Annotated in this window: 22 protein-coding genes, 1 tRNA gene, 1 other RNA gene and 1 pseudogene; 8 read left to right on the forward strand and 17 right to left on the reverse strand. The window is 72.6% G+C overall.

Annotated elements, in window-relative coordinates; all coding sequences use genetic code 11:
• Positions 1-59: 59 nt before the first annotated feature.
• From FDO69_RS07475 to ffs, 6 genes are all read right to left on the reverse strand, one after another.
• A complete protein-coding gene (locus tag FDO69_RS07475) occupies positions 60-959 on the reverse strand; it encodes a phosphoribosylaminoimidazolesuccinocarboxamide synthase (RefSeq protein WP_104778965.1) in 900 nt (299 codons plus the stop codon).
• 69 nt (positions 960-1,028) lie between these two features.
• On the reverse strand, positions 1,029-2,507 hold the full coding sequence (locus FDO69_RS07480; protein ID WP_104778966.1) for a N,N-dimethylformamidase beta subunit family domain-containing protein: 1,479 nt from the start codon (positions 2,505-2,507) through the stop codon (positions 1,029-1,031).
• 342 nt (positions 2,508-2,849) lie between these two features.
• Positions 2,850-4,907, reverse strand: coding sequence for a hypothetical protein (locus FDO69_RS07485; RefSeq protein WP_104778967.1), 2,058 nt, complete (start codon positions 4,905-4,907; stop codon positions 2,850-2,852).
• Between the two features lie 443 nt (positions 4,908-5,350).
• Entirely contained in the window at positions 5,351-6,601 is a 1,251-nt protein-coding gene (gene purD, locus FDO69_RS07490) for a phosphoribosylamine--glycine ligase (RefSeq protein ID WP_104778968.1), read from the reverse strand.
• A gap of 389 nt (positions 6,602-6,990) precedes the next feature.
• Positions 6,991-9,570, reverse strand: a complete 2,580-nt coding sequence (locus tag FDO69_RS07495) for a DNA polymerase III subunit gamma and tau (RefSeq protein ID WP_104778969.1) — start codon at positions 9,568-9,570, stop codon at positions 6,991-6,993.
• Between the two features lie 129 nt (positions 9,571-9,699).
• Positions 9,700-9,794, reverse strand: an RNA gene (gene ffs, locus FDO69_RS07500) — signal recognition particle sRNA small type.
• A gap of 73 nt (positions 9,795-9,867) precedes the next feature.
• On the opposite strand from ffs, the gene FDO69_RS07505 reads away from it, so the two are divergent.
• Positions 9,868-9,955, forward strand: a tRNA-Ser gene (locus FDO69_RS07505).
• Between the two features lie 104 nt (positions 9,956-10,059).
• On the opposite strand, the pseudogene FDO69_RS41805 reads toward FDO69_RS07505, so the two are convergent.
• Positions 10,060-10,200 (reverse strand): annotated as a pseudogene (locus FDO69_RS41805) (site-specific integrase); the annotation flags it as partial.
• 317 nt (positions 10,201-10,517) lie between these two features.
• On the opposite strand from FDO69_RS41805, the gene FDO69_RS07520 reads away from it, so the two are divergent.
• The 5 genes from FDO69_RS07520 to FDO69_RS07540 all read left to right on the forward strand — a co-directional run bounded on the left by FDO69_RS07520 (position 10,518) and on the right by FDO69_RS07540 (position 14,952).
• Complete coding sequence (locus FDO69_RS07520) at positions 10,518-12,944, forward strand: helicase-associated domain-containing protein (protein ID WP_104778970.1); 2,427 nt, start codon at positions 10,518-10,520, stop codon at positions 12,942-12,944.
• A gap of 92 nt (positions 12,945-13,036) precedes the next feature.
• On the forward strand, positions 13,037-13,252 hold the full coding sequence (locus FDO69_RS07525; protein WP_104778971.1) for a type II toxin-antitoxin system VapB family antitoxin: 216 nt from the start codon (positions 13,037-13,039) through the stop codon (positions 13,250-13,252).
• Positions 13,249-13,671, forward strand: a complete 423-nt coding sequence (locus tag FDO69_RS07530; protein ID WP_053752750.1) for a PIN domain nuclease — start codon at positions 13,249-13,251, stop codon at positions 13,669-13,671. The genes FDO69_RS07525 and FDO69_RS07530 overlap by 4 nt, the downstream gene beginning before the upstream one ends.
• A gap of 343 nt (positions 13,672-14,014) precedes the next feature.
• The gene (locus tag FDO69_RS07535) at positions 14,015-14,356 is read left to right on the forward strand and encodes a hypothetical protein (protein ID WP_234387867.1); all 342 of its coding nucleotides are present in this window, start codon (positions 14,015-14,017) and stop codon (positions 14,354-14,356) included.
• Positions 14,357-14,553: 197 nt separating this feature from the next.
• Entirely contained in the window at positions 14,554-14,952 is a 399-nt protein-coding gene (locus FDO69_RS07540) for an SCO4651 family lipoprotein (RefSeq protein ID WP_478131761.1), read from the forward strand.
• Positions 14,953-15,018: 66 nt separating this feature from the next.
• Here the strand turns inward: FDO69_RS07540 and FDO69_RS07545 are convergent, their stop codons facing one another.
• The 6 genes from FDO69_RS07545 to FDO69_RS07570 form a co-directional block, all read right to left on the reverse strand.
• Positions 15,019-15,726 (reverse strand): restriction endonuclease, encoded by a 708-nt coding sequence (locus FDO69_RS07545; protein WP_324826348.1) that lies wholly within the window; start codon positions 15,724-15,726, stop codon positions 15,019-15,021.
• 148 nt (positions 15,727-15,874) lie between these two features.
• The gene (gene gap, locus FDO69_RS07550) at positions 15,875-16,873 is read right to left on the reverse strand and encodes a type I glyceraldehyde-3-phosphate dehydrogenase (protein WP_104778973.1); all 999 of its coding nucleotides are present in this window, start codon (positions 16,871-16,873) and stop codon (positions 15,875-15,877) included.
• Between the two features lie 134 nt (positions 16,874-17,007).
• Entirely contained in the window at positions 17,008-17,964 is a 957-nt protein-coding gene (locus FDO69_RS07555; protein ID WP_104778974.1) for a GlxA family transcriptional regulator, read from the reverse strand.
• Between the two features lie 209 nt (positions 17,965-18,173).
• Entirely contained in the window at positions 18,174-18,554 is a 381-nt protein-coding gene (locus FDO69_RS07560; protein ID WP_104778975.1) for an amphi-Trp domain-containing protein, read from the reverse strand.
• Between the two features lie 65 nt (positions 18,555-18,619).
• The gene (locus FDO69_RS07565; protein ID WP_104778976.1) at positions 18,620-18,844 is read right to left on the reverse strand and encodes a hypothetical protein; all 225 of its coding nucleotides are present in this window, start codon (positions 18,842-18,844) and stop codon (positions 18,620-18,622) included.
• A 44-nt stretch (positions 18,845-18,888) separates the two neighbouring features.
• Positions 18,889-19,122 (reverse strand): hypothetical protein, encoded by a 234-nt coding sequence (locus tag FDO69_RS07570; protein ID WP_104778977.1) that lies wholly within the window; start codon positions 19,120-19,122, stop codon positions 18,889-18,891.
• A 123-nt stretch (positions 19,123-19,245) separates the two neighbouring features.
• Between FDO69_RS07570 and FDO69_RS07575 the strand changes: the two genes are divergently transcribed.
• On the forward strand, positions 19,246-19,467 hold the full coding sequence (locus tag FDO69_RS07575) for a hypothetical protein (protein ID WP_104778978.1): 222 nt from the start codon (positions 19,246-19,248) through the stop codon (positions 19,465-19,467).
• A gap of 448 nt (positions 19,468-19,915) precedes the next feature.
• Here FDO69_RS07575 and FDO69_RS07585 read toward each other — a convergent pair whose 3' ends face one another.
• From FDO69_RS07585 to FDO69_RS07595, 3 genes are read right to left on the reverse strand one after another with little or no spacing between them, the layout of a single operon-like run.
• Positions 19,916-20,401: an MSMEG_6728 family protein gene (locus tag FDO69_RS07585; protein WP_104778980.1), complete on the reverse strand. Its 486-nt coding sequence runs from the start codon at positions 20,399-20,401 to the stop codon at positions 19,916-19,918.
• Positions 20,402-20,422: 21 nt separating this feature from the next.
• On the reverse strand, positions 20,423-20,872 hold the full coding sequence (locus tag FDO69_RS07590) for a DUF4383 domain-containing protein (protein ID WP_104778981.1): 450 nt from the start codon (positions 20,870-20,872) through the stop codon (positions 20,423-20,425).
• A 13-nt stretch (positions 20,873-20,885) separates the two neighbouring features.
• On the reverse strand, positions 20,886-23,366 hold the full coding sequence (locus tag FDO69_RS07595; protein ID WP_104778982.1) for a SpoIIE family protein phosphatase: 2,481 nt from the start codon (positions 23,364-23,366) through the stop codon (positions 20,886-20,888).
• Between the two features lie 149 nt (positions 23,367-23,515).
• Here FDO69_RS07595 and FDO69_RS07600 point away from each other — a divergent pair, with 149 nt between their 5' ends.
• Positions 23,516-24,430: a DUF72 domain-containing protein gene (locus tag FDO69_RS07600; RefSeq protein WP_104778983.1), complete on the forward strand. Its 915-nt coding sequence runs from the start codon at positions 23,516-23,518 to the stop codon at positions 24,428-24,430.
• Positions 24,431-24,531: 101 nt separating this feature from the next.
• Here the strand turns inward: FDO69_RS07600 and FDO69_RS07605 are convergent, their stop codons facing one another.
• A complete protein-coding gene (locus FDO69_RS07605) occupies positions 24,532-26,340 on the reverse strand; it encodes a copper resistance CopC/CopD family protein (RefSeq protein ID WP_104779269.1) in 1,809 nt (602 codons plus the stop codon).
• Positions 26,341-26,431: the final 91 nt, after the last annotated feature.

Below are 26,431 nucleotides of genomic sequence, written 5' to 3' on the forward strand. Positions count from 1 at the left end.
CGGGGGGCTTCTCCGTGTCCTGAGGACTGCGTCCTGGCTGCTGTGCCCTGGCGGCGGCCCTACGACCAGCTCGTGCCGGTCAGGCGCTCGTACGCCTCCACGTACTTGGCGCGGGTGGCGTCGACGACGTGCTGGGGCAGGGCGGGCGGGGGCTGCTCGCTCTTCCGGTCCCAGCCGGACTCCGCCGAGGTCAGCCAGTCGCGGACGAACTGCTTGTCGTACGACGGCTGCGCGCGGCCCGGCTGCCACTGGTCGGCCGGCCAGAAGCGGGAGGAGTCCGCGGTGAGGACCTCGTCCGCCAGGACCAGGTCGTCGCCCTCGAAGCCGAACTCGAACTTCGTGTCCGCCAGGATGATGCCCCGCTCCCGGGCGATGTCCCGGCCCCGCGAGTAGACCGCGAGGGTCGCCTGGCGCAGGCGGGCCGCGGTGTCCGCGCCGACCTGGCGGGCGACCTCCTCGTAGGAGACGTTCTCGTCGTGCTCGCCGACCTCGGCCTTGGTGGCCGGGGTGAAGATCGGGGCGGGCAGTTCACTGCCGTCGGTCAGGCCTTCCGGCAGGGCGAGGCCGCAGACCGTGCGGGTCTCGTTGTACTCGGCGAGGCCCGAGCCGGTGAGGTAGCCGCGGGCCACGCACTCCACGGGGACCATCCGCAGCGACTTGCAGATCAGCGTGCGGCCCGCCCAGTCGGCGGGGGCGCCGTCGGGCAGCTCCGTGCTCAGGACGTGGTTCGGGACCAGGTCGGAGAGCCGGTCGAACCACCACAGGGACAGCTGCGTGAGGATCCGGCCCTTGTCGGGGATCTCGGTCGGCAGCACCCAGTCGTAGGCGGACATGCGGTCGCTGGCGACCATCACGAGGTCGCCCGCCTCGTTCCGGTACAGCTCGCGCACCTTGCCGGTGTGCAGATGCACCAGGCCCGGAACCTGGATCGGCTCGGGCTTTTCGACGAATCCGGACACGGTTCCTCCCCGTGGTTCTGTCCAAGTGGCTCGATTCTCCCGTATACGAGCATGATCACGGACAGGGGGTCAGTCGCGTTTGCAGATGCGGTCCAGGAGATTGGCGGTGGCGCGCTGGATACGGCCGTCGACGTGTCCGGGCCGGTCCAGGGCCGGGGACCAGGCGAACGTTCCTGCTGCGAAGACCCAGGCGCCGGAGGGGGCCCGGTACAGGGACGTCTCCTGGTGGCGCGCGGTGCCCTCCTTGTCGGTGTACGGGGAGTGGGCGAGCAGCGTGCGCTCCTCGTGCTCGGGCAGCGCGGTGCGCGGGAAGTAGCGGTCGGCCTCGCCCGCCACCAGGTTCTCGATCTCGTCGCCCTCGTGCGCCCCGGTGGCCTCCCACAGCCAGTGCCCGGCGTTGCGCACGATCAGCGGGTGCGGCTCGGGGACGGGCCCGGCGTACTGGATGCCCAGGAGCTGCTGTTCCGCCCGGTCGATCTCCCGCCACAGCACCGGCTTGCCCGGCCCCTGGCGCTTGCGGCAGGTCAGCAGCCGGTCGGGCACGCCGGACGGGGAGGGGCCCAGCTCCACCTGCCAGTACATGGAGTTGGCGGAGAGGAAGACCAGCGAGGTTCCGGCGTCGCGGGCGCGCTCCACGGTGGTGCGCATGGCGGCAGACCAGTACTCGTCGTGGCCCGGGAAGACCAGACCGCGGTAGCGGGTGGGGTCGACACGGCCCGCGTGCAGGTCGCCGGCGTCGGCGTAGGCGACGTCGTAGCCGTAGCGCTCGGCCCAGCGGATGAAGTCGTAGGCGTGACCGACATGGAGGGGGAGGCCCGCGCCCGCGTACGGGCGGTCGAAGGAGACCGTCGTGGCGGCCTCGGACTCGCCGAGCAGCCGGCCCTTGTCGTCCCAGGCGTGGTAGAGGCTGGCGCCGGTACGGCCGTCCTCCGGGTAGAGGTTGTACGCCTGCCAGGTGATGTCGGGCAGCACGAGCAGCAGGTCGGCGGGCTGGTCGTGGCGGAGGGTGAAGGGGACGTGGGAGCGGTAGCCGTCGGCGGTGGTGAGGACGGCCACGTACGCGCCGATGTTCCAGTACGAGGGGACCTGCAGCCGCCAGGACAGCCACCAGTGGTGGCAGGAGACCGTACGGTCCGCGGTGAGCGGCGCGGGCTGGACGATGCCGGACAGACGCGGGCTGGTGGTGATCTTCGCGGCGCCGTCACCGCCGTAGTGGCCGATGCGGTAGATGTCGACGGCGAACTGCTGCGGTGGGTCGACGGTGATGTGGAAGTCGATGGCCTCGCCGGGCGCCACCGCGCCGGTGGAGGTGAAGCCCTTGATCTGACGGTTGACGTCGTCGGCCGCGCGGGGGCCGCCCGAGCGGCTGCCCTTCTTCGGCGGGTGGGGGGCGTCCTGGTCCACGTACCAGGGGACGACCTGGCCCGAGTCGTCGAAGTACGTCACGTTGCCGCGCAGCCACGGAACGGGGCCCTGCCCGAAGGGATCCGTCACGGCATGCGCCAGCGCTCCCGACTCCCAGCGGCGGATCTGCTCCTCCGAACCCATGATGGCTTCCCCTCCCCTTGGCCCCCGTGGTGATGCGTGCCGTGTGGCGTCGTGCTGTGTGGTGCGAGCCGGTGTGGCCTGTGCTGTGTGCGAGCCGGTGTGGCTTGCGCTGTGTGCGAGCCGGCGGCTTGTGCCTGGTGTGGTGCGAGCCGGTGTGGTTTCTGTGGTGCGGGCGGTTTTCCGTGGTGCATGCGGTCTGTGCGGCGCTTTCGCGCTTATGTGCTTGTCGTATGTCGCAAGCTCTTGCCATGCACGCGAACGGTCCCAGCACATCACATGACGCGCGCACTTCGTCACTGTTCGTTTCGAATTGGCCAGAACCGGAAGCAGGTGCTCCGATGGTCAGCCGAGGCGGACCGGCTTCTCCGGGCGTATGCCGAGCTGGGACAGCCAGACCCGCAGCGGGGTGGCGTCGCCGTCCTCGATGAGAGTGAGGACCTTGGGCGCCAGATCGGCCGTGCGCTCGCCGTCGACGAGGAGGGTCGGGCCGTCCAGCCAGTCCAGGCCCGGGGTCGCCCCGGCGGTGTCCATCGCGGCGCAGCAGACCATCGCGGTGAGGTGGTCGGCGAGCAGCTCTCGGGCGGTGCGCGGGGGCTGGAGGGGGAAGAGGGGGAGGGCCCGGTCGTCCCAGAGGGCGGCGAGGTCGGTGGTGGGGGACGGCGAGGCCGGCGTCGGGGTCCCCGCCGGGGAGGGAGCGGCTTCTTCCCTGGCCAGTTCGGCGCTGAGCCGGGCGGCGAGCGTGGCGCTGGGGGCCGTCGTACCGGAGAGGTCCTCGTCGTCGAGGGGTTCCGGTGGGGCGGTGGTGCCCGGAGTGGTGCTCGTGGTGCCTCCGGTGCCGGAATCGGGATGGGGTGTGCCGGGGGCTTCGGGCGGTGTGGTGTCCGGTCTGGAACCGGTCGGGTGTGCTGCGGGGTCCCCCGTCGGGTCGGCTGTCCGGGCCGCGGTCGGGTCCGTGGTCCGGGCCGGGGTCGGGTCCTTGGTCGGGGCCGGGTCCGTGGTCAGGGCCGCGGTCGGGTCCTTGGTCAGGGCCGGGTCCGTGGTCAGGGCCGGGTCCGTGGTCAGGGCCGCGGTCGGGTCCGCCGGGGGGCCGCCGGTTCGGGCGGTTTCGGTCGTACCCGCCGGGCCCGTGTCCGTGAGGTGGTCGAGGACGCGGGACAGGGTCGGGGCGTCGGTGGCGGAGGACGCGGAGCCGGTGGCGGGGCGGACGCCCATCGCGTCCAGGACCCGGTGCAGCCGGGCCGCGTCGAGGCGCCACTTGCGGTCCACGACCTCGTCCGGATACTCGCTCCAGTCCACCGGCGACCAGTCGGGCCCGGGCCCTGCGGGGCCGCCGTGGAAGAGGCGGGCGGCGAGGAGGGAGGCGGCTTCGTCGACCGTGCCCGGCTCCTCCAGCAGATCGCAGGCCGGCCGCTCACCCAGCCGGGACGCGAAGCCCTCGGCCAGGCGGTCGCGCCGGGACAGCTCCGTGAGCGCCGCGACCACACCGGCGTCCAGCCGGGACGGCCAGCGGCCCATCCGCCACGCGGGCAGCGCGACCCGGGTCAGCAGCCGGTCCCAGCCCGCGTAGGCCAGGCCCACCTGCTCCTGCGCGACGATCCGCAGCCCGTAGTCCACAGCCTGTGCACGCTCCGCGGCCGCGGCCGCCACGCCCCGCTCCATCTCGGCGGCATGGATCCGGCAGCTGCGCAGCAGAAGCCGGGCGACCCGGCCGACCCCGGCGAGCACCGCCCGCGACAGCGGGTCGCGGCGGGGCGCCGACGCCACGGCCACCGCGGCGTCCAGGCCCCGGACGAAGCGCCGGGCGGCGGCTATGTCCGGGTGGGCCGAGGGGCCCGTACCGGCGATGACCGGGGCGAGGACCGCGCGCAGCTCGCCGACCCGCATCCACCACAGGAACGGGGAGCCGATGACGAGGACCGGCGCGACGGGTTGCCGGCGCTGCGCCTGCTTGCCCGCCCCCGCTATGTCCTGGTGCTCCTCGACCGGCGGCGGGGCGTGGGACGGGTGGGTGCGGTCCTCCAGCCAGCTGTCGCAGTCCGGGGTGAGCGCTATCGCGGAGGGCGCGGGGACGTCGAGGCGGTCGGCGAGATCGCGCACCATCCGGTACAGGTCGGGGGCCGCCTCCTCGGTGACCGGGACGGTCGGGCTCATGGCGGGCCGGGCCCAGGCGACGACCAGGGCGATCCCGGCCGCGGCGAGCAGCACGAGGGCCGCGACCGGTGTCAGGACCGCACGGGCCGCGTCCCAGACGGGGCCCTCCAGGCGGTCACCGGCGGCGCCCGCGAGCAGGATCACGGCGACGGCGGCCGGCAGCAGGGCCACGGCCAGGGCACGACTGCGGATGCGCAGCACGGCCAGTGCGCGAACCCGCGCGACCTGCGCGCCTACTTCCACACCCATTCCGGTCACGACCGACCTCACCCCCTCCCCGTTGACCCGATGCTTGCCTTGCTCACTCCCCCACTGTGGCACCCGCCACTGACATCGCAATGCCGGTGGGCCAAGTGCCGGAACGCTTGCGCCGCACCCTAGTTGGGGCTCCGCGCCCCGTCAGCCGGATGCGGCATCGGTCACTCGATGGAATGGCTTTGGGGAAAGGCCGGTGACGGACAGCGAGCATCAGGCCCCCGTCACCCGCACAGTTCAGGCCATCGCTTCCCTGCATGTCTGGCCGCCCCTTCCCCACACGTCTGGCCGCTGCCTGCCCGGTGGGTGAGGCCACTGCCTCCCCCACACGTCGGGCCACTGCCTGCTCCATATGTCAGGCCCCGGATCCTGAGACGGATCCGGGGCCTGTGGGGTTCATCGGCGGCGGTGGTTCGCCTGCCGGGCGCGGGCGTCCGTTACGCGCCTGCCGCCTTCGCGGCGATGTCGGTGCGGTGCTGGGAGCCGTCGAGGCGGATGCGGCCGACGGCCGTGTAGGCGCGGTCGCGGGCCTCGGTGAGGTCCTTGCCGGTGGCCGTCACGGACAGGACGCGGCCGCCCGCGCTGACGACGGCGTCGCCCTCCTGCCTGGTGCCGGCGTGCAGCACGTACGCGTGCGGGGCGTCCTGGGCGGCGACCTCGTCCAGCCCGGTGATCGGGTCGCCGGTGCGCGGGGTGCCGGGGTAGTTGTGCGAGGCGACGACCACGGTCACGGCCGCGTCGTCGCTCCAGCGCAGCGGCTCCAGGTGGGCCAGGTTGCCGGTGGCGGCCGCCATCAGCAGACCGGCCAGCGGCGTCTTCAGCCGGGCCAGCACGACCTGGGTCTCGGGGTCGCCGAACCGGGCGTTGAACTCGATCACGCGGACACCCCGGGAAGTGATCGCGAGACCGGCGTAGAGCAGCCCGGAGAACGGCGTGCCGCGCCGCTGCATCTCGTCCACGGTCGGCTGCAGCACGGTCTGCAGCACCTCGTCGACCAGCTTCGGGTCGGCCCACGGCAGCGGGGAGTACGCGCCCATGCCGCCGGTGTTGGGGCCCTCGTCGCCGTCCAGGGCGCGCTTGAAGTCCTGGGCGGGCTGGAGCGGTACGACCGTCTCGCCGTCGGTCACGGCGAAGAGGGAGACCTCGGGGCCGTCGAGGTACTCCTCGATGACCACGCGCTCGCAGGCCGCCGCGTGGGCCCGGGCCGCTTCGAGATCGTCGGTGACGACGACACCCTTGCCGGCGGCGAGCCCGTCGTCCTTCACGACGTACGGAGCGCCGAAGGCGTCGAGGGCCGTGTCGACCTCTTCCGCCGTCGTGCAGACGTACGACCGGGCCGTGGGCACCTCGGCCGCCGCCATGACGTCCTTCGCGAAGGCCTTGGAGCCTTCGAGCTGCGCGGCCCGGCCGGACGGGCCGAAGACGGGGATGCCCGCGTCGCGCACGGCGTCGGCGACACCGGCGACCAGCGGGGCCTCCGGGCCGACGACCACGAGCTCCGCGCCGAGGCGGGTCGCGAGCGCGGTGACGGCGGCGCCGTCCAGGGCGTCGACCTGGTGCAGCTCGGCGACCTCGGCGATGCCGGCGTTGCCGGGCGCGCAGTACAGCGCGGTGACGTCGGGGTCGTGGGACAGGGAGTGGCACAGGGCGTGTTCGCGGGCGCCGCTGCCGATGACGAGGACCTTCACGGGGGTCAGCCTAACGGGAGACGCCGGCTTCTCCTTGTGCGGGCTTCCGAAGGGAGGGCGGATCTTGAGCTGGAGGTTCCTCCAAGACGGGCAGCCCCGGCCCGGCTGCCGTGGCGGGAGGTTCTGCGTGCGGGGCCGAGCTGTTCGGCCGAGGACCCGGGATGCGGGCTGTTCGGTCGTGGACGCCGGCGTTTGTTCGTGCCGGGCTGTTCGGTCGTGGACCCCGGGTGTTCGTTCGTGCCGGGCTGTTCGGTCGTGAACGCCGGGCCATGTGTTCGTTGGCCCGGAGTGTTCGTTCGTGCCGGGCCGTTCGGTCGTGGACGCCGGGCCATGCGTTCGTTGGCCCGGAGTGTTCGTTCGTGCCGGGCCGCTCGGTCTGAGCTCCGTGCTTATTCGTTCGTGAACTCCTCGACGACCGTCGCCCCCAGCTCCCGGACGATCAGCTCCTGGCCGGAGAGGGCCGACTCGTCGAGGTCCGGGTCGTCGTCCTCGGGGATGTCCTCCTCGACGGAGACGTGCCGCGGCCGCGGGGCGGACGGCTGGGGGACGGAGGCGGTCGCGGGGGCCGGGGTGGAGGTCGCGGCGGGAATGGGGCCGCTCGACTGCTGGGCGGGAGCGGCCGGAGGAGCGGACGGGGACGGGGCGGAGCGCTGGGCCGTGGCCGTGCCGCCGCCCGTGTTGTATCCACCACCCGCGTTGTATCCGCCGCCGGAGTTGTAGCCACCACCGCCGGAGTTGTGGCTGCCGGCGCTGGGACCGCCGGAGGCATTGTGGCCGCCACCACCGCCGAACCCGGAGGGGCCGCCCGGGGCCGGCGGTGCGGAGCCGCCCGACGGGTCCACGATCGCCTCGATCTTCCACTGGACGTTGAACTGCTCACCCAGCGCCTGCCGCAGCACGTCCTCGCTGCCGCTGCTCAGGAAGTTGTCCCGCGCGCCTGCGTTGACGAAGCCGAGCTGCAGGGTCGTGCCGTCGAAGCCTGTCACCTGGGCGTTCTGGCTGAGCAGGATCCACGTGAAGCGTCGGCGGTTCTTGACCGCCTCCAGGATGTTCGGCCAGAGCATGCGGGGGTCGAGACCACCGCCGCCCGTGGGAGCGGAACCGGAGACGGGGGCCGGGGTCGTCGGAGACGGAGCCGAGGGCTGAGCCGCCGGTTGGCTGCTGGGCGCGGAGGCGCTCGTCGGCGGGGTGTGGGCCGGCGCGGTGGTGGCCGGTGGGGTGTTCGAGGCGGGGGCACCCGAGGCTGCCGTGGGCCAACCGCCGGGGCGACGGCCGCCGCTTCCGGCGGAGGCGGCGGTGGGCCAGGCGCCGGGGGCGGGCTGGGCCGGGGCCGACGGGGCGGGTCCCGCGGGAGCGGAGGCGGCCGGGGCTTCGGCAGGGGTCCGGGCAGGGCCCGGCCCGTCGGGCTCGGAGGGCCCGCCGTGATGGCCGGGAGCGGGGGCATGAGCCGGGGGCGTGCCTGGTGCCGACGGCGGCGTCCCCTGGCCCACCGCCGAAGGGCCGGACCCGGTCGCAGGGGCGGAGCCTGCCCCAGGGGCGGAGCCTGCCGCGGGCGCCGTATGACTGCCTCCATCGGCACCACCACCGCCGCCGTTGCCCGGTGCTCCGGACGCACGGACCGCCGCGCGGGCCGCGGCAGGGCCACCGCCCGGTGGCACCGGAGCGCCACCGCCCGTGGGGGCCGGAGCGGCGCCGCCGCCCTGAACCGGAGCGGGGCCCGGCTGAACCGCGGGAGCAGCCGCTCCCCCGTGGCCCTCCGGACCGGGTACGTATCCCATGGCGGGCATGCCGGCGGGGCCTGCGGAGTAGTTCACGCCGCGCTCGATCCGGTCGAGGCGGGCCATGACGGAGCGCTCGTCTCCGTAGGCGGCGGGGAGCAGGACGCGGGCGCAGATCAGTTCGAGCTGGAGACGGGGCGAGTTGGCGCCGCGCATCTCGGTCAGGCCCTCGTTGACGAGGTCGGCCGCACGGCTCAGCTCGGCGGGGCCGAAGGTGCCGGCCTGGGCCTGCATACGCTCGATCACATCGGCGGGGGCGTCGATGAGCCCCTTCTCCGCCGCGTCCGGAACGGCGGCGAGGATCACCAGGTCGCGCAGCCGCTCCAGGAGGTCGGCGACGAAGCGGCGGGGGTCGTTCCCGCCCTCGATCACACGGTCGACGGCCTCGAAGGCCGCGGCTCCGTCTCCGGTGGCGAACGCCTCGACGACGGAGTCGAGGAGGGAGCCGTCGGTGTATCCGAGCAGGGCGGTGGCCATGGCGTACGTCACACCGTCCGCCGCGGCGCCCGCGAGGAGCTGGTCCATGACGGACATGGAGTCACGCACGGACCCGCCGCCCGCCCGCACGACGAGCGGGAGCACGCCGTCCGCGACGGGGATGGTCTCCTTCTGGCAGACCTGGCCGAGGTACTCCCGCAGGGTGCCCGGGGGGACCAGCCGGAAGGGGTAGTGGTGGGTCCGGGACCGGATCGTCCCGATGACCTTTTCGGGCTCGGTGGTCGCGAAGATGAACTTGAGATGCTCCGGCGGCTCCTCGACGACCTTCAGCAGCGCGTTGAAGCCGGCCGACGTGACCATGTGGGCCTCGTCGATGATGTAGATCTTGTACCGGCTGCGGGCCGGGCCGAAGAAGGCCTTCTCGCGCAGGTCACGGGCGTCGTCCACGCCACCGTGGGAAGCGGCGTCGATCTCGATGACGTCGATGGAGCCGGGGCCGTTGCGGGCGAGGTCCTGACAGGACTGGCACTCACCGCACGGCGTGGGCGTGGGCCCCTGCTCGCAGTTCAGGCACCGGGCCAGGATGCGCGCGCTGGTCGTCTTGCCACAGCCGCGCGGCCCGCTGAACAGGTACGCGTGGTTGACCCGGTTGTTCCGCAGCGCCTGCTGCAGCGGGTCGGTGACATGCTCCTGCCCGATGACCTCGGCGAAGGTCTCGGGGCGGTAGCGGCGGTACAGAGCGAGAGACGACACGCATACGAGGTTATAGGCGCCCAGTGACATCGGGCCCGTCCCGGACCCGGCCGGGAGATCCGGGCAGGGAGGCGCGGTCCAGGAAATCCGGTCCGGGGGAGGCCCCGTCGGGAGGCTCTGCCCGGGAACGCAGACGCCCCCCACGCACCCGCCAGAGCCAACCTACCCTTGCTGCCTTCCGGCCCTGGGGGAGTTCAGTCAGATAGCGCCGCGTGAGGGGCTGCGCCAAGGTTACCTGATGTCGGCGGCGGTGAACGAGTTCGCGAGCACTCCTCTCGGTCATGTAATGTTCCCAGCGGAGGATTCGCCTAGAGGCCTAGGGCGCACGCTTGGAAAGCGTGTTGGGGGCAACCCCTCACGAGTTCGAATCTCGTATCCTCCGCCAGTGCCTCACCGGGCACGATGTCGAAGGGCCCCACCGTTCGCGGTGGGGCCCTTCGACGTTGTCCGTCCCGGTTTCCGTCTCCGTTGGTTTCCGGGAGCTCCCACAGCGCGTCGCCCAGGCTCCCAACCCATGATCGAGTCGATCACGACGTCCGGGACGCCGAGGATGAGGAGCACGGTCGCTGCGGTGTGGCGAGCGTCATGGAGACGGCCGTCCCGCACGCCGGCGTCCCGCAGGAGCCGCTTCCGCGGCGTTGGTGGCGACATGCCCCCGCCGCTTGGCCTCACCGAGGGCGACTCGGATCGTCCGGTGAGCGCGGTGAGCGGTGCCGCCGGAACTCCCGGCTTCCCTGCATCCGCTGGTAGAAGCGCTCCAGGTGTTCCGGCTCCAGGCGGTCGAGCTTGTGAGCCCCGACGCCGGGGAGTCGGGCTGCGCCCGGGGGGCGCCGCGGCTCTGTCTTCGTACGACATCCGCGGATCATGGAACTGCGCCACCCTTGGCGTCGGCGCCGAAGCGGCTTCGGCCCGCCTGTGACGTTTCCTGTCTGTCGAGGTGCACCCTCATGAAGTCCCGATCGACGCTTGCGACCTGGCTGAGCGAACTCGACCGTTCCCGCCTGGCACGCGTACTCGCCATGCGGAAGGACGCGGCCTCCTCTCCGGAACCACGCTCGGTGGGGGAACTGGCGGACCGTCTCCAACGTCCGGGGTCCGTGGCACTCGTCCTGCCGCGACTCACGCTGCCGTGCTTGCAGGCCGCCGAGGCGCTGGCAGCCCTGGGAGCACTAGCGACCCGCGACAGCCTCGCGGAGTTGCTCGGCTCGACATCCCCTGCGGCGGTGCACGCGCTGGACGCGACCCTGGAGGCGCTGTCGGATCGGGCGCTCGTGTGGCCCGACGGCAACGAGGCACTCCGCATGTCTACGCCCTTGCGGCAGGCGTGGAGCACACCCCTGGGGCTTGACGCCACGCTGGAGGAGCTGCTGGCCGGCACCACCTCGGAGGAACTGCGCGGCATGCTGACGGTCCTGGGTATCAAGCCACCCGGCACCAAACAGCAGCGACTCGCAGCTCTGGTGGAGCATCACAGTGACGCGGAGCGGGTCGCCGCGCTGGTGGCGGGGGCACCGGCGGCCACACGGAAGTTGCTCGAGCAGAGCGCCAGGTCCACGCCGCGTCAGTCACCGTTCGTCGTGTTCGGGGCTCCTGGCCGCGACCTCCCACCAGGCGGCCGATGGGCACTCGACCGCGGGCTTCTGCTCCAGGACCGTCACCAGTACGGGCCCGTCCGGATGCCGGTCGAGGTGGCCCTGGCTCTGCGGGGATCCGATTGGCACGCTCCGTTCGAACCTCTGGCGCCCGCCCCACAGTTGGTGCCCATCACCTCGGCGGAGGTGGAGCGGGAGGCCGCGGTGGCCGCCACCGCGTTCGCGGCCCAGGCAGCCTCCGTCCTTTCGGCGTGCGCGACCGCCCCACCGGCTCGGCTGAAGTCGGGCGGGATCGGCGCGCGGGAACTGGCCCGGCTCGGCAAGGCCGCCCAAGCGGACGACGCCGTCGTACGCATCACTCTGGAGACCGCGTACGCCGCCGGACTGCTGGCCCGCGACGGCGATCGCGTACCTCCCACCGAGGCGTACGACGCCTGGGCCGAGCGGGAGCCCGCAGAACAACTCGCCGTACTGCTCCGGGCATGGCGGGACCTGCCGCTCACCCCCACCCGGGCGCGCGACGAAGACAGCAAGGCGCTTCCCGCGCTCGCCGGTGCGCCTGCCTGCGGCGGCTGTCTGCAAGCCCGCCACGGGCTGCTCGCCGCCGCGGCGGGGCTCCCGGCAGGACAGGGTGTGAAGGTCGCTTCGGAGCTGGGGCCGCTCGTGGCCTGGTACCGCCCGCTCGCCGACGACGCCTCGCCCGAGGAGACGGCACCGTTCAGCACCGTGATCCGCGAAGGCGAACTGCTGGGCGTGCTGGCACGGGGTGCGCTGTCCCCACTCGGTGCCCACCTGGCGGCCCACGCCGACGAAGAGCTCGACATCACGGCCCGGCGGCTGCTGCCGCCCGCGACCACGACGGCCCGGATCGGCGCCGACCTCACCGCCGTCGTCACCGGCACCCCGTCCGCGCGACTCTCGGCGCTGCTGGATTCGATGGCCGACCGGGAGACCAGTGGCACGGCGTCGGTATGGCGCTTCAGTGCCGGCAGTATCCGCCGGGCCCTGGACGCCGGCCGCACCCCGGACGACATCGCAGCCGACCTGGCCGGTAGCTCCGCCACGGCCCTGCCACAGCCGCTGACCTATCTCATCGCCGACACCGCGCGAGGTCATGGACGGGTGCGCATCGCCCCCGCGGCCTGTGTCATCCACGGCGACGAACCCGCGCTCCTGGCCGAACTCGCCGCCCACCGCGCACTGTCCAAGCTCGCCCTGCGGCAACTCGCCCCCACGGTCCTGGTCAGCGGCAGCCCACCGGCGACGACTCTCGCCACGCTCCGTGCCGCGGGCTACGCCCCGGTTGCCGAGACCGCCGCGGGAACGGTACGCATCGAGAAGCGCCCGCCGCAGAGGGCCGCCGCCGTCCCGCCCCCGCGAGGGAACGTCGGGCGGCGCGGCCCCCGGACCACCGCGACCCGCGCCTCGGACGTGCCCACCGACACCGGGATGGGCGCCCTGGCCGACCTCCTGCTCAAGGCCCCGCCGAGTGCACCGGAACCCGACCCGTTCGGCAGCGGGGTGCCTTTCGCGACGGACACCGAGGAGATCGTCGCCGGATACGCGAAGCACCTGTCGTACAGCGACGTCCGCCAGATCGCCCATGCCATCGACACCGGTGCGGCCATCACTGTCGAGTACATCGCCACCTCGGGCAACCGGACCGTACGGACCCTCAGCGACCTGGAACTCGACCCGCCCTACCTCGACGCGTGGTGCCACCTGCGCGAAGCGGAGCGCGTCTTCACTCTCTCCCGCATCCATGGCGTGATGCCCACGTAGGACTCGGTGGCCAGGCCGGGTGCCTGGGGTGCCACCCCCTGAGCACCTCACGAGATATATTTGAACCCACATTTGATATCAGGGAGGCACTCATGAGTCGGACGGTTATCGACCTGGACGACGACCTGGTCGCGGACGTGGCCAAAGCCCTCGGGACGAGCACCAAGAAGGAGACGGTCAACACCGCTCTTCGCGAGGTGCTGGAGAGTCGGCGTCGGGCCCTGGCTCTCGCCCGGCTGCGGACCGCAGCCGGGGACGGCGCATTCGATCTGGAGCTGTTCGAGAGCAAGGGTAACTACCGCCGGTGAACGCGGCCCAGTTCCTGATCGACACCAGCGCGCTCGCTCGGTTCATGCGCGAGGACGCGGAGCAGTACGGCTGGGACCAGGCGGCAGCCGCCGGGCTCATCGCCACCTGCCCGATCACCGAGCTCGAGTTCTTCTACAGCGCCCGGTCGGCCGCCGACAGGGCGCGCGGCATCGAGGACATGCGACTGATCTTCGGTTGGGTTCCCGTCGACGACCGCGCCTACGACCGCGCCTGGCAGGTCCAAGAAGCTCTCACCAAACAGGGAAAGCACCGCAGTGCGGGTGCGGTGGATCTCGTCGTCGCCGCGACGGCCGAGTTGCAGGGGCTCACCCTCCTGCACCGCGACCATGACTTCGCCTGCATCGCGGCAGTGACCGGCCAGGCCCTTCAGTGGTACGGCCCGGAGAGCGGCAAATAGCCGGGCGGTGGTTGCAGTCCTGGTTGCCTTCACCTCCGTACAGCACCGTTCAGAAGCCCCACCCACCACAGCTGCACCGCAGGTCAGAACGCTCCCGCACACCCCTGTACCCCCAGAGGAACATTTGGAAAGCGTGTTGGGGGCAACCCCTCACGCGTTCGAATCTCCTCCTCGCCAGAGCCTCACCGGGCACGATGTCGAAGGCCCCCGTTCGCGGTGGGGCGCTTCGACGTCGTCTGTCCCACTTTCCGTCTCTGTTGGCTGTCCGTCGCTTGCTTCGGGACCGGGAACACCCGACTTCGATGTTGGAAGGCGAAAGGATGAGCGGGTGAGTCTCATGGACATGAGTGAGCGCGAGTACTGGGCCTTCGTGTCCGAGGGCCCCGAGGCGTTCGTAGGGCAGGCCACACTCGCCCGCGTGGAAAGCTTCCTGATCGGCTACGACGCCCACGCCCGGCGGCACGGCGGCCCCGGGCTCGACGGCTGGCGTGACTGGCTGGTGGCCAAGCGTGGGCGGGAATGCAACCACGCTTGGATGGGTCTGGTCCGTCACCTCGCCCTCCCTGATGAACGCTGGCATCACTGGCAGCTCTCACCGGAGCAGGAAGAACGTGTCATCACGACACTCTTCGCGCTGCTCGACGAGTTCCTCTCGGAGCGCGAAGAGGAGCCGCACACGCTGTGACCTCTCCGCCTGCAGCTTTGCGCTCGCCGCGGCCTCGCCGATCACAGGATCGGTGACGGGATAACCTCGCGTGCCTGAGATGAGCCAATCGCGCTGATTTCGGGGGGAATCATGAAGGTTTCATCGCTTGGTTCCGTACCGCGCAGAATGGTCGGCGCGGCGTTCGCAGCTGTGCTGCTCGGTGGCGGAACGGTCGGCTGTGGAGGGGGCTCGCCGACGACTCCGCGCGTGCGGGCTCGTCCGGGGAGACGCCTGCATCGGCCGTGGCCAAGGCCGCGGACAACGCCGAGCGCATCAGGTCGCTCCACTACCGGGTCACCGGGACCGTGCCGGAGAGGGGCCGACTGGAGGCCGAGGCGTCCATGCGCACGGAACCGGCGGTCATGAAGATGACGATGAACACGGCCGGCCAGGGTGCGGGCGGTCGGATGCAGATCCGGTTCGTCGACAAGGCGATGTACGTCGGTGGGAGCGCGATCGACTCCGGGAAGCTGGGCGGCAAGAGCTGGTTCAGTGCCGACCTGGCCGTCGAGGCACCGCCCTCCGAGGACACCGCCGACCTCGCAGCTGCGGCGGACGAGGCGCAGACAGGCTGAACGACCGGGCTCCGCCCCCTCGCCGGCCGCCGGACAGCGGCACGAGGGCCCGCCATGCCGGACCGATCACCTGCCGTACGCCTGCTTCCAGCGCGCTCTGTGGCGGGAATCGCCCTGTCCCCGGCCGTTCACCCCGGTCAGGGACAGCAGGGAGGCCCCGTTGTTCCACAGGCCGAGGTGGTCTCGGTGCACGGCGAGGATGCCATGCTGCAGGGCGAACTTCTCGCTGGGGCGGCTGAAACGCGTGGTCGTGACGAACACGGCCAGGTCGGCCCCGAAGTGCACCTTCGCGCCCAGCAGATCGCGCAGTTCACGGCTCGCGATCGTGCTGGTCGGCGTATAGCGCTTGCACTGGACGACCACGCTCCGGCCGTCCGGGAGGCGGCCGACGACATCGGCGCCGTTGTCGTTGGCTCCGCCCACCCGCCGGACCTCTGTGCAACCGTCCCGCCGGCACAGGGCCGCGACCAGTTCCTCGAATTCGGTACCGGTCATCGCGTCCACCTCGGCGAGAGTCCGGTGCCCCGCCTTCACCGCCTCTTCGTGCCTCCAGAGGCGGTCCCGGCCCCGCACGAGCCGGTCCGTGCGCCACAGCCACCAGCCCGCCGCACCGGCGCCGAACACGACCAGCGCGCCGATGACGTACGGCCACACGGTCGACCAGAACAGCACCAGCAGGATCAGCGACAGACCACCGCCTGCCGCCGTCGCCTTCAGCCGCGCCGCCCGCCTCCTGCGGGCAGCCGCACCACGTCCACGTCCACGTCCGGCCACGATCGACGCCCCTCCCCGTACGTTCGTGTACGGCAGTCTGGGCACCCCGCGGCTGCGTCAGTAGGGCGCGAGTCGGCCATGGCCGGATCGCTCCGAGGCGGGGGCGCCCGGACCGTCGTGGGCCGCCCCCCGCCCGCCGGCAGTTGCCTCAGCTGCCCGCGAGGAGTTCCAGCGTGTCGATCACGCGGTTCGAGAAGCCCCACTCGTTGTCGTACCAGGCGACCACCTTGACGTGGCGGCCGTCGACGCGGGTGAGGGCCGAGTCGAAGATCGACGAGGCCGGGTTGCCGGTGATGTCGGACGACACGAGCGGGTCCTCCGAGTACTCGAGGACTCCGGCGAGCGGGCCCTCCGCCGCGGTGCGGTACGCCGTCAGCACGTCCTCGCGCGTCACGTCGCGGGCGACGGTCGTGTTGAGTTCGACGATCGAGCCCACCGGGACCGGCACGCGGATCGAGTCGCCCGACAGCTTGCCGTCGAGGTTCGGCAGCACCAGGCCGATCGCCTTGGCGGCGCCGGTCGTGGTCGGCACGATGTTGACGCCGGCGGCGCGGGCGCGGCGGGCGTCGCGGTGCGGGCCGTCCTGCAGGTTCTGCTCCTGCGTGTAGGCGTGCACCGTCGTCATGAAGCCGTGCTCGATGCCCGCGAGGTCGTCGAGCACCTTGGCGAGCGGGGCGAGCGCGTTGGTCGTGCAGGAGGCGTTCGAGACGATCGTGTGCACGGCCGGGTCGTAGGCGTCGGTGTTGACCCCGAACGCGAGGGTGACGTCGGCGCCGTCCGACGGGGCGCTGACGAGCACCTTCTTCGCGCCGGCGTCGAGGTGGGCGCGGGCGGCCTTGGCCGAGGTGAAGCGGCCGGTGGCCTCCAGGACGAGGTCGACGCCGAGCTCGGCCCACGGCAGCTGCGCGGGATCGCGCTCGGCCGTCACCCTGATCCGGCGGCCGTCGACGACGAGGGTGTCCCCGTCGACGGTCACCGGGCGACCGAGCCGGCCGGACGTCGAGTCGTAGGCGAGCAGCCGGGCGAGGGTGGCGGGCTCCGTGAGGTCGTTGACGGCGACGACCTCGAGGTCGGTGTCGCGTTCGAGCAGGGCGCGCAGCACATTGCGTCCGATGCGGCCGAATCCGTTGATCGCGATGCGCGTCATGGGTGGTGTGTCCCTTCGATTTCTCCGGTTCGCCACCAGCGTCGCGTCCGGCGTCCGCGCGGGACAGCGGCGGGATCGCCAGGGTTCAAAAGGATCGCGCCAGCACGCGCCCTTCCGTGCCGGGGGACGGGGGGCTATTCGCCGCGGGCGAAGGTGTGCCGGTACTCGCTCGGCGTGGTGCCGAGGATGCGCTGGAAGTGCAGCCGCAGATTCGCGCCGGTGCCCAGACCTACGTCGGCGGCGATCTGCTCGACGCTGCGTTCGGAACGTTCCAGCAGCTCACGGGCCACGTCGATGCGGGCGCGCATGACCCACTGCATCGGCGTGTACCCCGTGTCCTCGACGAAGCGCCGCGACAACGTACGCGCCGAGACCCCCGCGTGCCGTGCGAGCCCCTCGAGCGTGAGGGGCTCTCCGAGCCGGTGCAGCGCCCACTCGCGGGTGGCGGCGAACCGCTCCCCGAGCGGCTCGGGCACGCTGCGCGGCACGTACTGCGCCTGGCCGCCGCTGCGGTAGGGGGCGGCGACCAGGCGCCGGGCCGCGTGGTTCGACGCGGCGACTCCGAGGTCGCCGCGCAGGATGTGCAGGCACAGGTCGATGCCCGAGGCGGCGCCCGCCGACGTCAGCACGCTGCCCTCGTCGACGAACAGGACGTTCTCGTCGACCCGGACGAGCGGATGCTTCGCCGCGAGCGCCCGGGAGTAGTGCCAGTGCGTCGTGGCGCGTCTGCCGTCGAGCAGGCCCGTCGCGGCGAGCGCGAAGGCGCCCGTGGAGATGGCGGCGAGCCGCGTGCCCCGGGCGTGGGCCGCGATCAGCGCGTCGACGACGGTCCGCGGCGGGTCGTCGCGGTCCGGGAACCGGTAGCCGGGGATGAAGACGATGTCGGCCCAGGCAAGCACGTCCAGGCCATGGGCGACGTAGTACGACAGGCCGTCGCCACCGGTCACCAGGCCGGGCGCCGACCCGCACACGCGCACCTCGTACGGCATGCTCGCGCGGGTCGTGAACACCTGCGCGGGGATGCCGACGTCGAGCGGCTTCGCACCCGGAAGCACGAGGACGGCGACGCGGTGCAGACGGGAGGACGGCACCGGGACAGGGTACGAGGAGCAGCGCCGGGTTCCGAGCCGGGCGAAGGAGCCCCGAGCGAGGACCGAGCCCCGAGCCGAGGAGCGGGCCCCCGGCCGACGACCGAGCCCGGACCCGGCGACCGAGCCCGGACCCACCGACCGAGCCCGGACCCACCGACCGAGCCCCCAGCCGGCAGCCGAGCCCCCAGCGGGCGGCCGAGCCTCTCCGCTCAGGCGGATTTCGCGGCGGACCGCTTCGTGCTCCTGGTCTTGCCGGTGCCCGTGCCGCTTCGGCCCGTACCGCTTCGGCCCGTGCCCGCGGACGCCGTCTTCCGCCTGGGCTTCTCCCCAGGTGCGTCCGTGTCCGACCGCCTCGCCCGCGTCGGTGCCGTCGCCCACTTCAGCTCGATCTCCAGCTCGATCTCCCCGTCACCGATCTCCACCTCCATCTCGCTGCGGAGGTCGTCGGGGATCCGCAGGCCCAGCGTGCCGGGGCCGAGTTCCAGCTCGGCGTCCCCGCCTTCCCGCAGCGCGTCCGCGAGTGCCGTGAGCTGGTCGGCGGCCTCCTGGCGTGACAGGGAGCGCTTCTGCTCGAACTTGAGGTCCTTCATGGGGCCCTCCGATATGGCAGAAAAGGTGGATACCACCATCTTGGCGTGTTGCGTGGGCTCGCGCGTCAGCCACCCGTCTCCGGGCCCCAGTGCTCGGGCCCCACCCCGCGCCAGTCGATCCACGGCACCTCCGCCACGTCCGCCGGGTCGATCTCCAGGCCCGCGCGGCGGAGGAACTCCGCGACATCGGTCACGTTGTGGGCGAGGCCGAGGATCTCGCCGTCCACGCGCACACGGCGGCCACCCGAGGGCGACGGCGGGTGCACGATCACGCGAATCGGTCCGGACATGCCTTCAGGATCATCCGGGACGTACGGTCCCGCAGGCCGGGGCGTCACCGGGGGAGCCGCTCACGCACGTCCCCCGCCGCCCTTCCCAGCTCCCGCAGCTCCCACCACGCCGCCGGGCTGGGCCGTCGCCGCTGCCAGAAGGGGTGGAAGTAGGCCTGTGCCGACAGTCGGTACAGGCGCCGGCGCAGCTCGGTGCGGCCGGGCCGATCGGCGAGCTGCCGGTAGGTGGCACTCCACTCCCGTTGCGCCCGGACGAGGTCGTCGGGAAACGTTCGCATGGCCGAATTCAAGCATGTGTTCGATTTTTCAGGCCAGTGGAGCGCCTCGCTCACATATCGGTTCGGGCACCGGACGGAGACAGCCGCAGCGCGAACGGCCCGACTGGGCGCATACTGAGGTCAATGACAAAGCCTGCTGCTTCCAAGCGTCATTTGCCTACCAGCCCCTTCAAGGCTCCGGTCGCCCCCGCTCCCAAGCACTTCGCCGTGGGTGACCAGGTCACGCACGACATGTACGGGCTCGGCCGGGTCATCGGTATCGAGGACGGGATCGCCGCGCTCGTGGACTTCGGTTCGGCGCACATGCGGATCCCGACCCCGTACGCCAAGATGACCAAGCTGTAGGACCTTTGTGCCCGGTCGGGGCACGCCTGGCCCTGAGCTGGGCCAGTAACGGAAAAGAGACCTCTCATCGAACCGACTTCGCTGTTCTCCGCCGTGGAAGGGCAACCCAGCCGTTCCGGCGCGGCGTCGCCACCTCCGGCGACCAACCCGTTCCAGGCCCCGGACTTCGGGGAGGACGAGACCTTCCCGCTAGAGGAAGCACCGGAGATCCCGGCCGCGACCAGGCGTCCGGCACGCCGCAGGGCGGCTTAGTACGGGGCCCGGCACCACCCCGTATCGGGCTCCGTAACGGCCCGGCACCACCACCACCCCGTACCGGGCCCCTAACGGCCCGGCACCACCCCGTACGCCTGATGCCACCCCGACCGCCTGGTGCCACCTCGTACCGCCCGGTGCCACCTCGTACCGCCCGGTGCCACCTCGTACTGCCCGGTTCCACCCGCGCCCGTCAGTCCCGCAGTGCCTGCTCGCCCGCGCGGTCCGACGTCGGCCAGACGTACGGCAGGTCGTCGGGGACGCCCGGGAAGAGGACCGTGTAGGTCGCGGGGTCCTTGCGGACCAGGGCCGAGCGGTGGCTCTCGTGGAAGGGGTCGTCGCCGAGCCAGGGCGGGAGTTCGCCCTCGGCGGCCAGTCGGTGCTGGTCGCGGATCGGGGCACGGGGCCGGGTAGCCGCGAGGTCGGCCACGAGCGTCGCCGCGCAGGTGTCCTGGTGACCCTGTTCGCGCCAGACGCGGCAGACCTCCAGGCCGTAGCGCACCAGCGCCTCCTCGTAACCGAGCCACATCTTCACGGCCGGGTGGCGGCGCCACCCGTAGCCGGGGACGACCAGGCCGCGCAGGACCTGCAGCGCCTCGACCCGTTGTTTGCCGAGCCTGCGGCGGTCGAGGGCCAGGGCCGTGGCACGGAAGTCGGGGTAGGGCAGGAAGGTCTGCATGACGTCCTCGGTGGTCCTTGCCTATGCGTCGGTGCGCGTGCCGCGCCTGCCGAGGGCCAGGGCCAGGCCGATCATGGCGATGCCCAGGACGAAGTGGAGCCAGTCGTCCGCGGAGTTCAGCGGCACGAAGTTGGCGTCGCTGTCATGGCCGACGGACAGGCCGTACACCCACAGCACCAGGTAGACGGCACCGCCGACCAGCAGGTACGAGTACGCCCCGGCGGCCGTGCCCGCGAGGATCAAACCGGCGAGGCCGTAGGCCAGGTGCACGAGGTTGTGCAGGATCGAGACCTGGAACAGGCCGAACAGTTCGGCGCGCGACTCGTGGGAGGCGAACTCCAGCGAGCCGTAGTCGGTGGTGATGCCGGGGATGAAGCCCAGCACGCCGACCACGAGGAAGACCAGGCCGACCAGCAGGGCGGCTTGCTGGACGGGGGCGCGGGCGGCCCGGTGGGACGCGGGTGGGGTCATGGCCGGTGGCTCCTCACGCGGGGGTCAGGGTCTGTTCCGCCCAGATGGTCTTGCCCGCGGCGCTCTGGCGGGTGCCCCAGCGCTCGGTCAGCTGGGCGACGAGGAGCAGGCCGCGGCCGCCCTCGTCGTAGGTGCGGGCGCGTCGCAGGTGGGGCGCGGTGTTGCCGCCGTCGGAGACCTCGCAGATCAGGGTCGAGTCGTGGATCAGGCGGAGCTGGACCGGCGGCTCGGCGTGCCGGATGGCGTTGGTGACGAGCTCGCTGACGACCAGTTCCGTGACGAACACGGCGTCGGACAGCCCCCACCGCCCCAGTTGCTCCACCACGTCCTTGCGGGTCTGCGCGACCGCGGACGGGTCGGACGGCACCGCCCAGGTGGCGACCTGCCTCGCGTCGAGCGCGCGGGTACGGGCGATGAGCAGGGCCACGTCGTCGGCCGGTCGCGGCGGCAGCAGGTCGGCGAGGACCGTGTCGCAGAGGGCGTCCAGCGAGGCAGCCGGACGGCCCAGGGCCTCCCGCAGCCGGCTGACGCCGGTGTCGAGATCGCGGTCGGGGGTCTCGACGAGGCCGTTGGTGTAGAGGGCGAGCAGGCTGCCCTCGGGGACGACGATCTCGGTCGACTCGTACGGCAGGCCGCCCACGCCGAGCGGGGGCGCGGTCGGGAGGCCGACGAGTTCGACGGTGCCCTCGGGGCTCACCACGGCGGGCACGGGATGCCCGGCCCCGGCGAAGCAGCAGTGCCGGGTCACGGGGTCGTAGACGGCGTACAGGCAGGTGGCCCCCAGGTCGCCGACGGAGTGGGCCGAGCCCGTCGCGAGCCCCTCGGCGTCGCTCTCCTCCTCCCTGTTCAGGCGGGCGACCAGGTCGTCGAGGTGGGTCAGCAGCTCGTCGCAGGGCAGGTCGATGTCGGCCAGCGTGCGGACCGCCGTACGCAGTCGCCCCATGGTCGCCGACGCGACCAGCCCGTGGCCGACCACGTCCCCGACGACCAGCGCGACCCGCGCCCCCGAGAGCGGGATGACGTCGAACCAGTCCCCGCCGACACCGGCGTGCCCGCCCGCCGGGAGGTAGCGGGAGGCGACCTCGACGGCGGCCTGCCGGGGCAGCCGCTGCGGCAGCAGGCTGCGCTGGAGCGTGACGGCCGTGGCCCGCTCGCGGGTGTAGCGGCGGGCGTTGTCGATGCTGACCGCGGCCCGGGCCACCAGTTCCCCGACCAGGACCAGGTCGTCGTGCCGGAAGGGTTCCTGGTTGCGGTGCCGGACGAAGAAGGCGACGCCCAGGGTGGCGCCCCGGGCTGCCAGGGGCACGGCCATCACGGAGTGGATGCCGAAGGCACGGACCCGGGCCGCACGCACCGGATCGCGGGCGAGCCAGGCGCTGAACGCCGGGTCGGTCGTCTCGTGCAGGGCGGGCCGTCCGGTGCGCAGGCTCTCATAGGGCATCGAGCCGGCCGGGTAGGCGTCCACGGTGCCGGGTGGCACGGCCGACTCCGGGGCGCCCGGGGTCACCGACCTCAGGGCGGCCCGGCGCAGCAGCAGCGGCCCGTCCACCGGAACGGCCCGCGCGGGCGGCTCGGACACGTCGTCCAGCGCGGCCAGCAGGTCGACGCTGACGAAGTCGGCCAGGGCCGGGACGGTCACGTCCGCCAGCTCCTGGGCCGTGCGCGTCACGTCGAGTGTGCTGCCGATACGGCGGCCTGCCTCGGCGATCAGCTGGAGGCGCTTGCGGGCCCAGAACTGCTCCGTCATGTCGTGCGCCGCCAGGCAGACGCCCCGGATGGTGCCCTCGTGGTCGCGCAGGGCGGACAGGAAGACCGACCAGGCGTGCTCACGGCTTTCGCCGGAAGCGCGCAGGTAGTTCTCCTCGTACTCCGGCTCGCCGGTCCGCAGCACCCGTGCCATGTCCGCTTCCGCCCGTCGGCCGGCGTCGCCGTCGGAGATCTCGGACACGCGCAGGCCCCGCATCTCGTCCTCGGTGAGCGCGGTGGCGCGTTCCATGTCGGCGTTGGCCCGGCGCAGCCGCAGCCGGGTGTCGTAGATCGCCAGGGCGCAGCACGGGGACTGGGCGAAGCTCCAGCTCACGAGGGACTCGTCGAGACCGGCCGGTGACTGCCGGTCTGTGAGGGCGGAGACGACGAGCCAGGCGGGGCCGTCGGCGCCGGGCGGCCTGTGGTGGGCGAGGAGCCGGACCGTCAGCTTCCGGCCGTCCCGGTGCCGGAGCGCGACGTCGCCGTTCCAGCGGGGCAGTCCGGCGAGTGTGGGCAGGCCGCCCCGCACCGGGATCGGTTCGGCCAGCAGATCCGCGGCACGGCGGCCGGTCATCTGCCCGGCCGGGTAGCCGAGGAGCCGCTCGGCGCCCGCGTTCCAGCCGGTCACGATGCCGTGTTCGTCGAGGGTGACACGGGCCGTGAGGGAGGCGCCGACGAGGGCTTCGAGGGCTTCCGGTTCTGCTCCGTACGACCGGGTCGTCCGGCCGGCGGTGACGGGCTGCTCCATGATCGGTCATCTCACTCTCGGGGGAATCAGCCGTAACCCCGGATATGTACAGATATCAACCTGCTTACCCCGATTGCGCCGGGTCTCACCGTGCCACCCCCGCCGAGAAGCCGGGCCTGCCGCCGCCCCGCCCGGGTAACCGCTCCCCCATGGGTCAGATCCGCGTGGGCACGTGTTCCTGGACCGACCGGGCGCTGGTCGGCAGCGGCTGGTATCCCCCCGGGCGGCGGGACGCCGAGGGCCGGTTACGGCACTATGCCGAGCGGTTCCCGGTCGTCGAGGTCGACGCCTCGTACTACGCGCTGCCGGGCGAGCGGAACAGCCGGTTGTGGGCCGAGCGGACACCGGACGGTTTCGTCTTCGACGTGAAGGCCTTCTCGCTGCTCACCGGGCATCCCACCCGGCAGGCGGTGATGCCCGGGGGGCTGCCCGCCGAGCACCGGGACCCGGCGGTGCTCGACGCGGTGTGGGCCCGGTTCGCGGCCGGGATCGAGCCGCTGCGGGAAGCCGGGCGGCTCGGGAGCGTGCTGTTCCAGTTCCCGCCCTGGTTCCGGCCCGGTCAGCGGGCGGAGGCGTTCCTGCGGGACTGCGCGGAGCGGACCGCGGGCTGGCCCGTCGCCGTCGAGTTCCGGCATCCCTCCTGGTGGGAGCCGGAGCAGACCGAGGCGACGGCCGGACTGCTCGCCGGGCACGGCATGGCCGCGGTCGCCGTCGACATGACGCAGACGCTTGCGTCGTCCGTCCCGCCCGTCACTCCGGTGACCTCGCCCGGGCTCTCCGTCGTCCGCTTCCACGGCCGCAGCACCGCCTGGGGAACCGGCAGCAAGGAGGACCGGTTCCGGTACGCGTACGGCGAGGACGAACTCGCCGAGTGGCTGCCCCGCGTGCGACGGCTGGCCGAGCGGACCGAGCAGGTCCACGTCCTGTTCAACAACTGCTGCGGCGACGCGGCCGTCCGCGACGCCGAGACCATGACACGGCTCCTGGACCGGGACGGCCCGGCGGTGCGGCGCCCGGTGCCTCGGCAGACGACGTTCGCCCGTGAAGGTGCCGACACGGCTTAGGTGTCCGACGTTCGCCCGTGAAGGTGCCGACACGCCTTAGGTGTCCGGGGACGTCGGTGACACGCGTACTGGGTGCTTGAAACCTCTCGCGGACAGCACACCTAGGGCGCGATCCGCACCCGGCGCTCCACCGACACCTGATCGACGTCCGACACCCGCACGGTCGTCTTCATCGTCCAGTTCCCGGCGAGCGGCAGGTTGACGGAGTTGGTGCTCCAGTAGCCGCCCTGGTCGGTGAGTTCGGCGTCGATGGGGCCGACCTTCCGGGAGGGCAGGGTGAAGGTGATGCGGATTTCGGGGACGACCACCAGGCCCTTGTCGGAGCCGGCGGCCACGGCCTGGATGCCGTTCTCGCCGACGCGGGCCGGGTCCAGGGTGACCTGCACCGTGCCGCGTCCGCTCACCGATTCCGTGCCCGTGTCGTAGGGCACCGTGATCAGGGTGGTGGGCGGCAGCGCGCCCGCCGGGGCCTGCCGGGCCGCCTCGGCCTGGGCACGGGCCGGAAGGGTGCCCGTGAGCACGGTCGTGATCATCAACACCACCGCGGCGACGGCGACTTCCACCAGGACGGAGCGGTGCAGGCGGCGCCGGGTGTCCGGGTCGGCGCCGGACGCGGAAGGCTCCTTCGCCGCCTTGTCCGGCGTCTCGGGTTCCTCGGGGCCGTCGTGTCCCGCCGGTGCCCCGACCGGCTGCGGGACCCGCTCCTGGACTGCGGCCGTCCGGGTGACGGCCGCCGGGGCCGCGATCCGCGCCGTCCAGCGCCGCGAGTACCGGGCCGCCAGCAACAGCACGGCCACCCCCGCCATTTTGGCGAGCAGCAGACGGCCGTACGACGTGCCGGTCAGCGCGGAGAGGGAGCCGAGGCCGCGCCAGGACTGGTAGACGCCCGTGACGGCCAGGACGGTCACCGAGGCGAAGGCGATCCGCGAGAAGCGGGTTACGACCTCGACCATGTCGTCCGCCACGCCGTCGCCGGACGAGCGGCGCAGGGTCAGCAGCAGGGCCACGAGTCCGCCGAGCCAGACGCCGGTCGCCAGCAGGTGCAGCACGGACGACGTCATCGCCACAGGCACCTGGATCCCGGCGGAGGCGTGCTCGGCCGCTGCCCAGGTGAGGGCCAGGGCGGCGGCCAGGGCGGTGCCGATCGCCAGGGCGACGGGCCGCTCCTTCGGGTCACGGCGCCTGGACAGCCACAGCAGGAAGGCCGCGGTCAGCAGGAGAAGGACCAGCCGGGTGACCAGGGCCAGGCCCGGGCGGCCGGTCAGGGTACGGCCGAGGGCGGAGGCGTCGAACGCGGCGGCCGGGCCGGTGCCCGCCTCGTACGGGGCGCGCAGCAGGAGCAGGACGAGCGTCGAGCCCAGCAGCGTCCACCAGGCCGCCACCAGCGGCCGGCGCAGGGCGGAGGTGTCCGCCGGCCGGCAGAGCAGGGCGAACGCGGCCAGGCCGACCAGCAGCGCGGCCGCGAGGTAGGCGAGGTAGCGGGCGGCGTCGTTGAGGCCGCCGGTGAGCGGGTCCTCGGTCGAGCCCGTGTCGATCTGGACCGTCGTCGCCGAACGCTTCCCCACGGAGAAGGAGAAGGCGCCCGAGACGGGGTGGCTGTCGGCGGAGACGACCCGCCAGGCCACCGTGTACGTGCCCTGGGCGAGCTTGCCGGGCAGGCCGACCCGGGCGGTGTCGGAGCGGCCGTCCGCGTGCGTGGCCTCGCCGGCGTGGACTCGGCGCTGGTCGGGGCCGAAGACCCGGAAGGAGTCGTCGAGCAGGCCCACGGACTCGGTGAAGGTCAGGGTGACGTGACGGGGTGCCTGCTTGACGAGGGATCCGTCGTCGGGGTCGGTGCCGCGGAGGGCGGCGTGGGCGGAGGCGGGGACTGCTCCGGCGAGGAGCAGCACCAGCACGGTGCCGAGCAGCACCAGGGCTTGGAATCGCCGGGGATGTCCGGCATTGAGATCCTCGTTCCGCCGTTGGTCCACGTGGGTCTCCGGGGTCGGGCTGTGCGGCTAC

The organism is Streptomyces tibetensis (assembly GCF_007655005.1).
In the GTDB taxonomy this organism is placed as follows: domain Bacteria; phylum Actinomycetota; class Actinomycetes; order Streptomycetales; family Streptomycetaceae; genus Streptomyces; species Streptomyces tibetensis.

Coding starts and splice junctions, on each gene's coding strand:
- FDO69_RS07485 (WP_104778967.1), bottom strand. CDS start 4,907: ATGGGTGTGGAAGTAGGCGCGCAGGTCGCGCGGGTTCGCGCACTGGCC.
- FDO69_RS07520 (WP_104778970.1), top strand. CDS start 10,518: ATGAAGTCCCGATCGACGCTTGCGACCTGGCTGAGCGAACTCGACCGT.
- FDO69_RS07595 (WP_104778982.1), bottom strand. CDS start 23,366: ATGGAGCAGCCCGTCACCGCCGGCCGGACGACCCGGTCGTACGGAGCA.
- FDO69_RS07480 (WP_104778966.1), bottom strand. CDS start 2,507: ATGGGTTCGGAGGAGCAGATCCGCCGCTGGGAGTCGGGAGCGCTGGCG.
- FDO69_RS07585 (WP_104778980.1), bottom strand. CDS start 20,401: ATGCAGACCTTCCTGCCCTACCCCGACTTCCGTGCCACGGCCCTGGCC.
- FDO69_RS07575 (WP_104778978.1), top strand. CDS start 19,246: ATGACAAAGCCTGCTGCTTCCAAGCGTCATTTGCCTACCAGCCCCTTC.
- FDO69_RS07590 (WP_104778981.1), bottom strand. CDS start 20,872: ATGACCCCACCCGCGTCCCACCGGGCCGCCCGCGCCCCCGTCCAGCAA.
- FDO69_RS07565 (WP_104778976.1), bottom strand. CDS start 18,844: ATGTCCGGACCGATTCGCGTGATCGTGCACCCGCCGTCGCCCTCGGGT.
- FDO69_RS07525 (WP_104778971.1), top strand. CDS start 13,037: ATGAGTCGGACGGTTATCGACCTGGACGACGACCTGGTCGCGGACGTG.
- gap (WP_104778973.1), bottom strand. CDS start 16,873: ATGACGCGCATCGCGATCAACGGATTCGGCCGCATCGGACGCAATGTG.
- FDO69_RS07560 (WP_104778975.1), bottom strand. CDS start 18,554: ATGAAGGACCTCAAGTTCGAGCAGAAGCGCTCCCTGTCACGCCAGGAG.
- FDO69_RS07600 (WP_104778983.1), top strand. CDS start 23,516: ATGGGTCAGATCCGCGTGGGCACGTGTTCCTGGACCGACCGGGCGCTG.
- FDO69_RS07570 (WP_104778977.1), bottom strand. CDS start 19,122: ATGCGAACGTTTCCCGACGACCTCGTCCGGGCGCAACGGGAGTGGAGT.
- FDO69_RS07535 (WP_234387867.1), top strand. CDS start 14,015: ATGAGTGAGCGCGAGTACTGGGCCTTCGTGTCCGAGGGCCCCGAGGCG.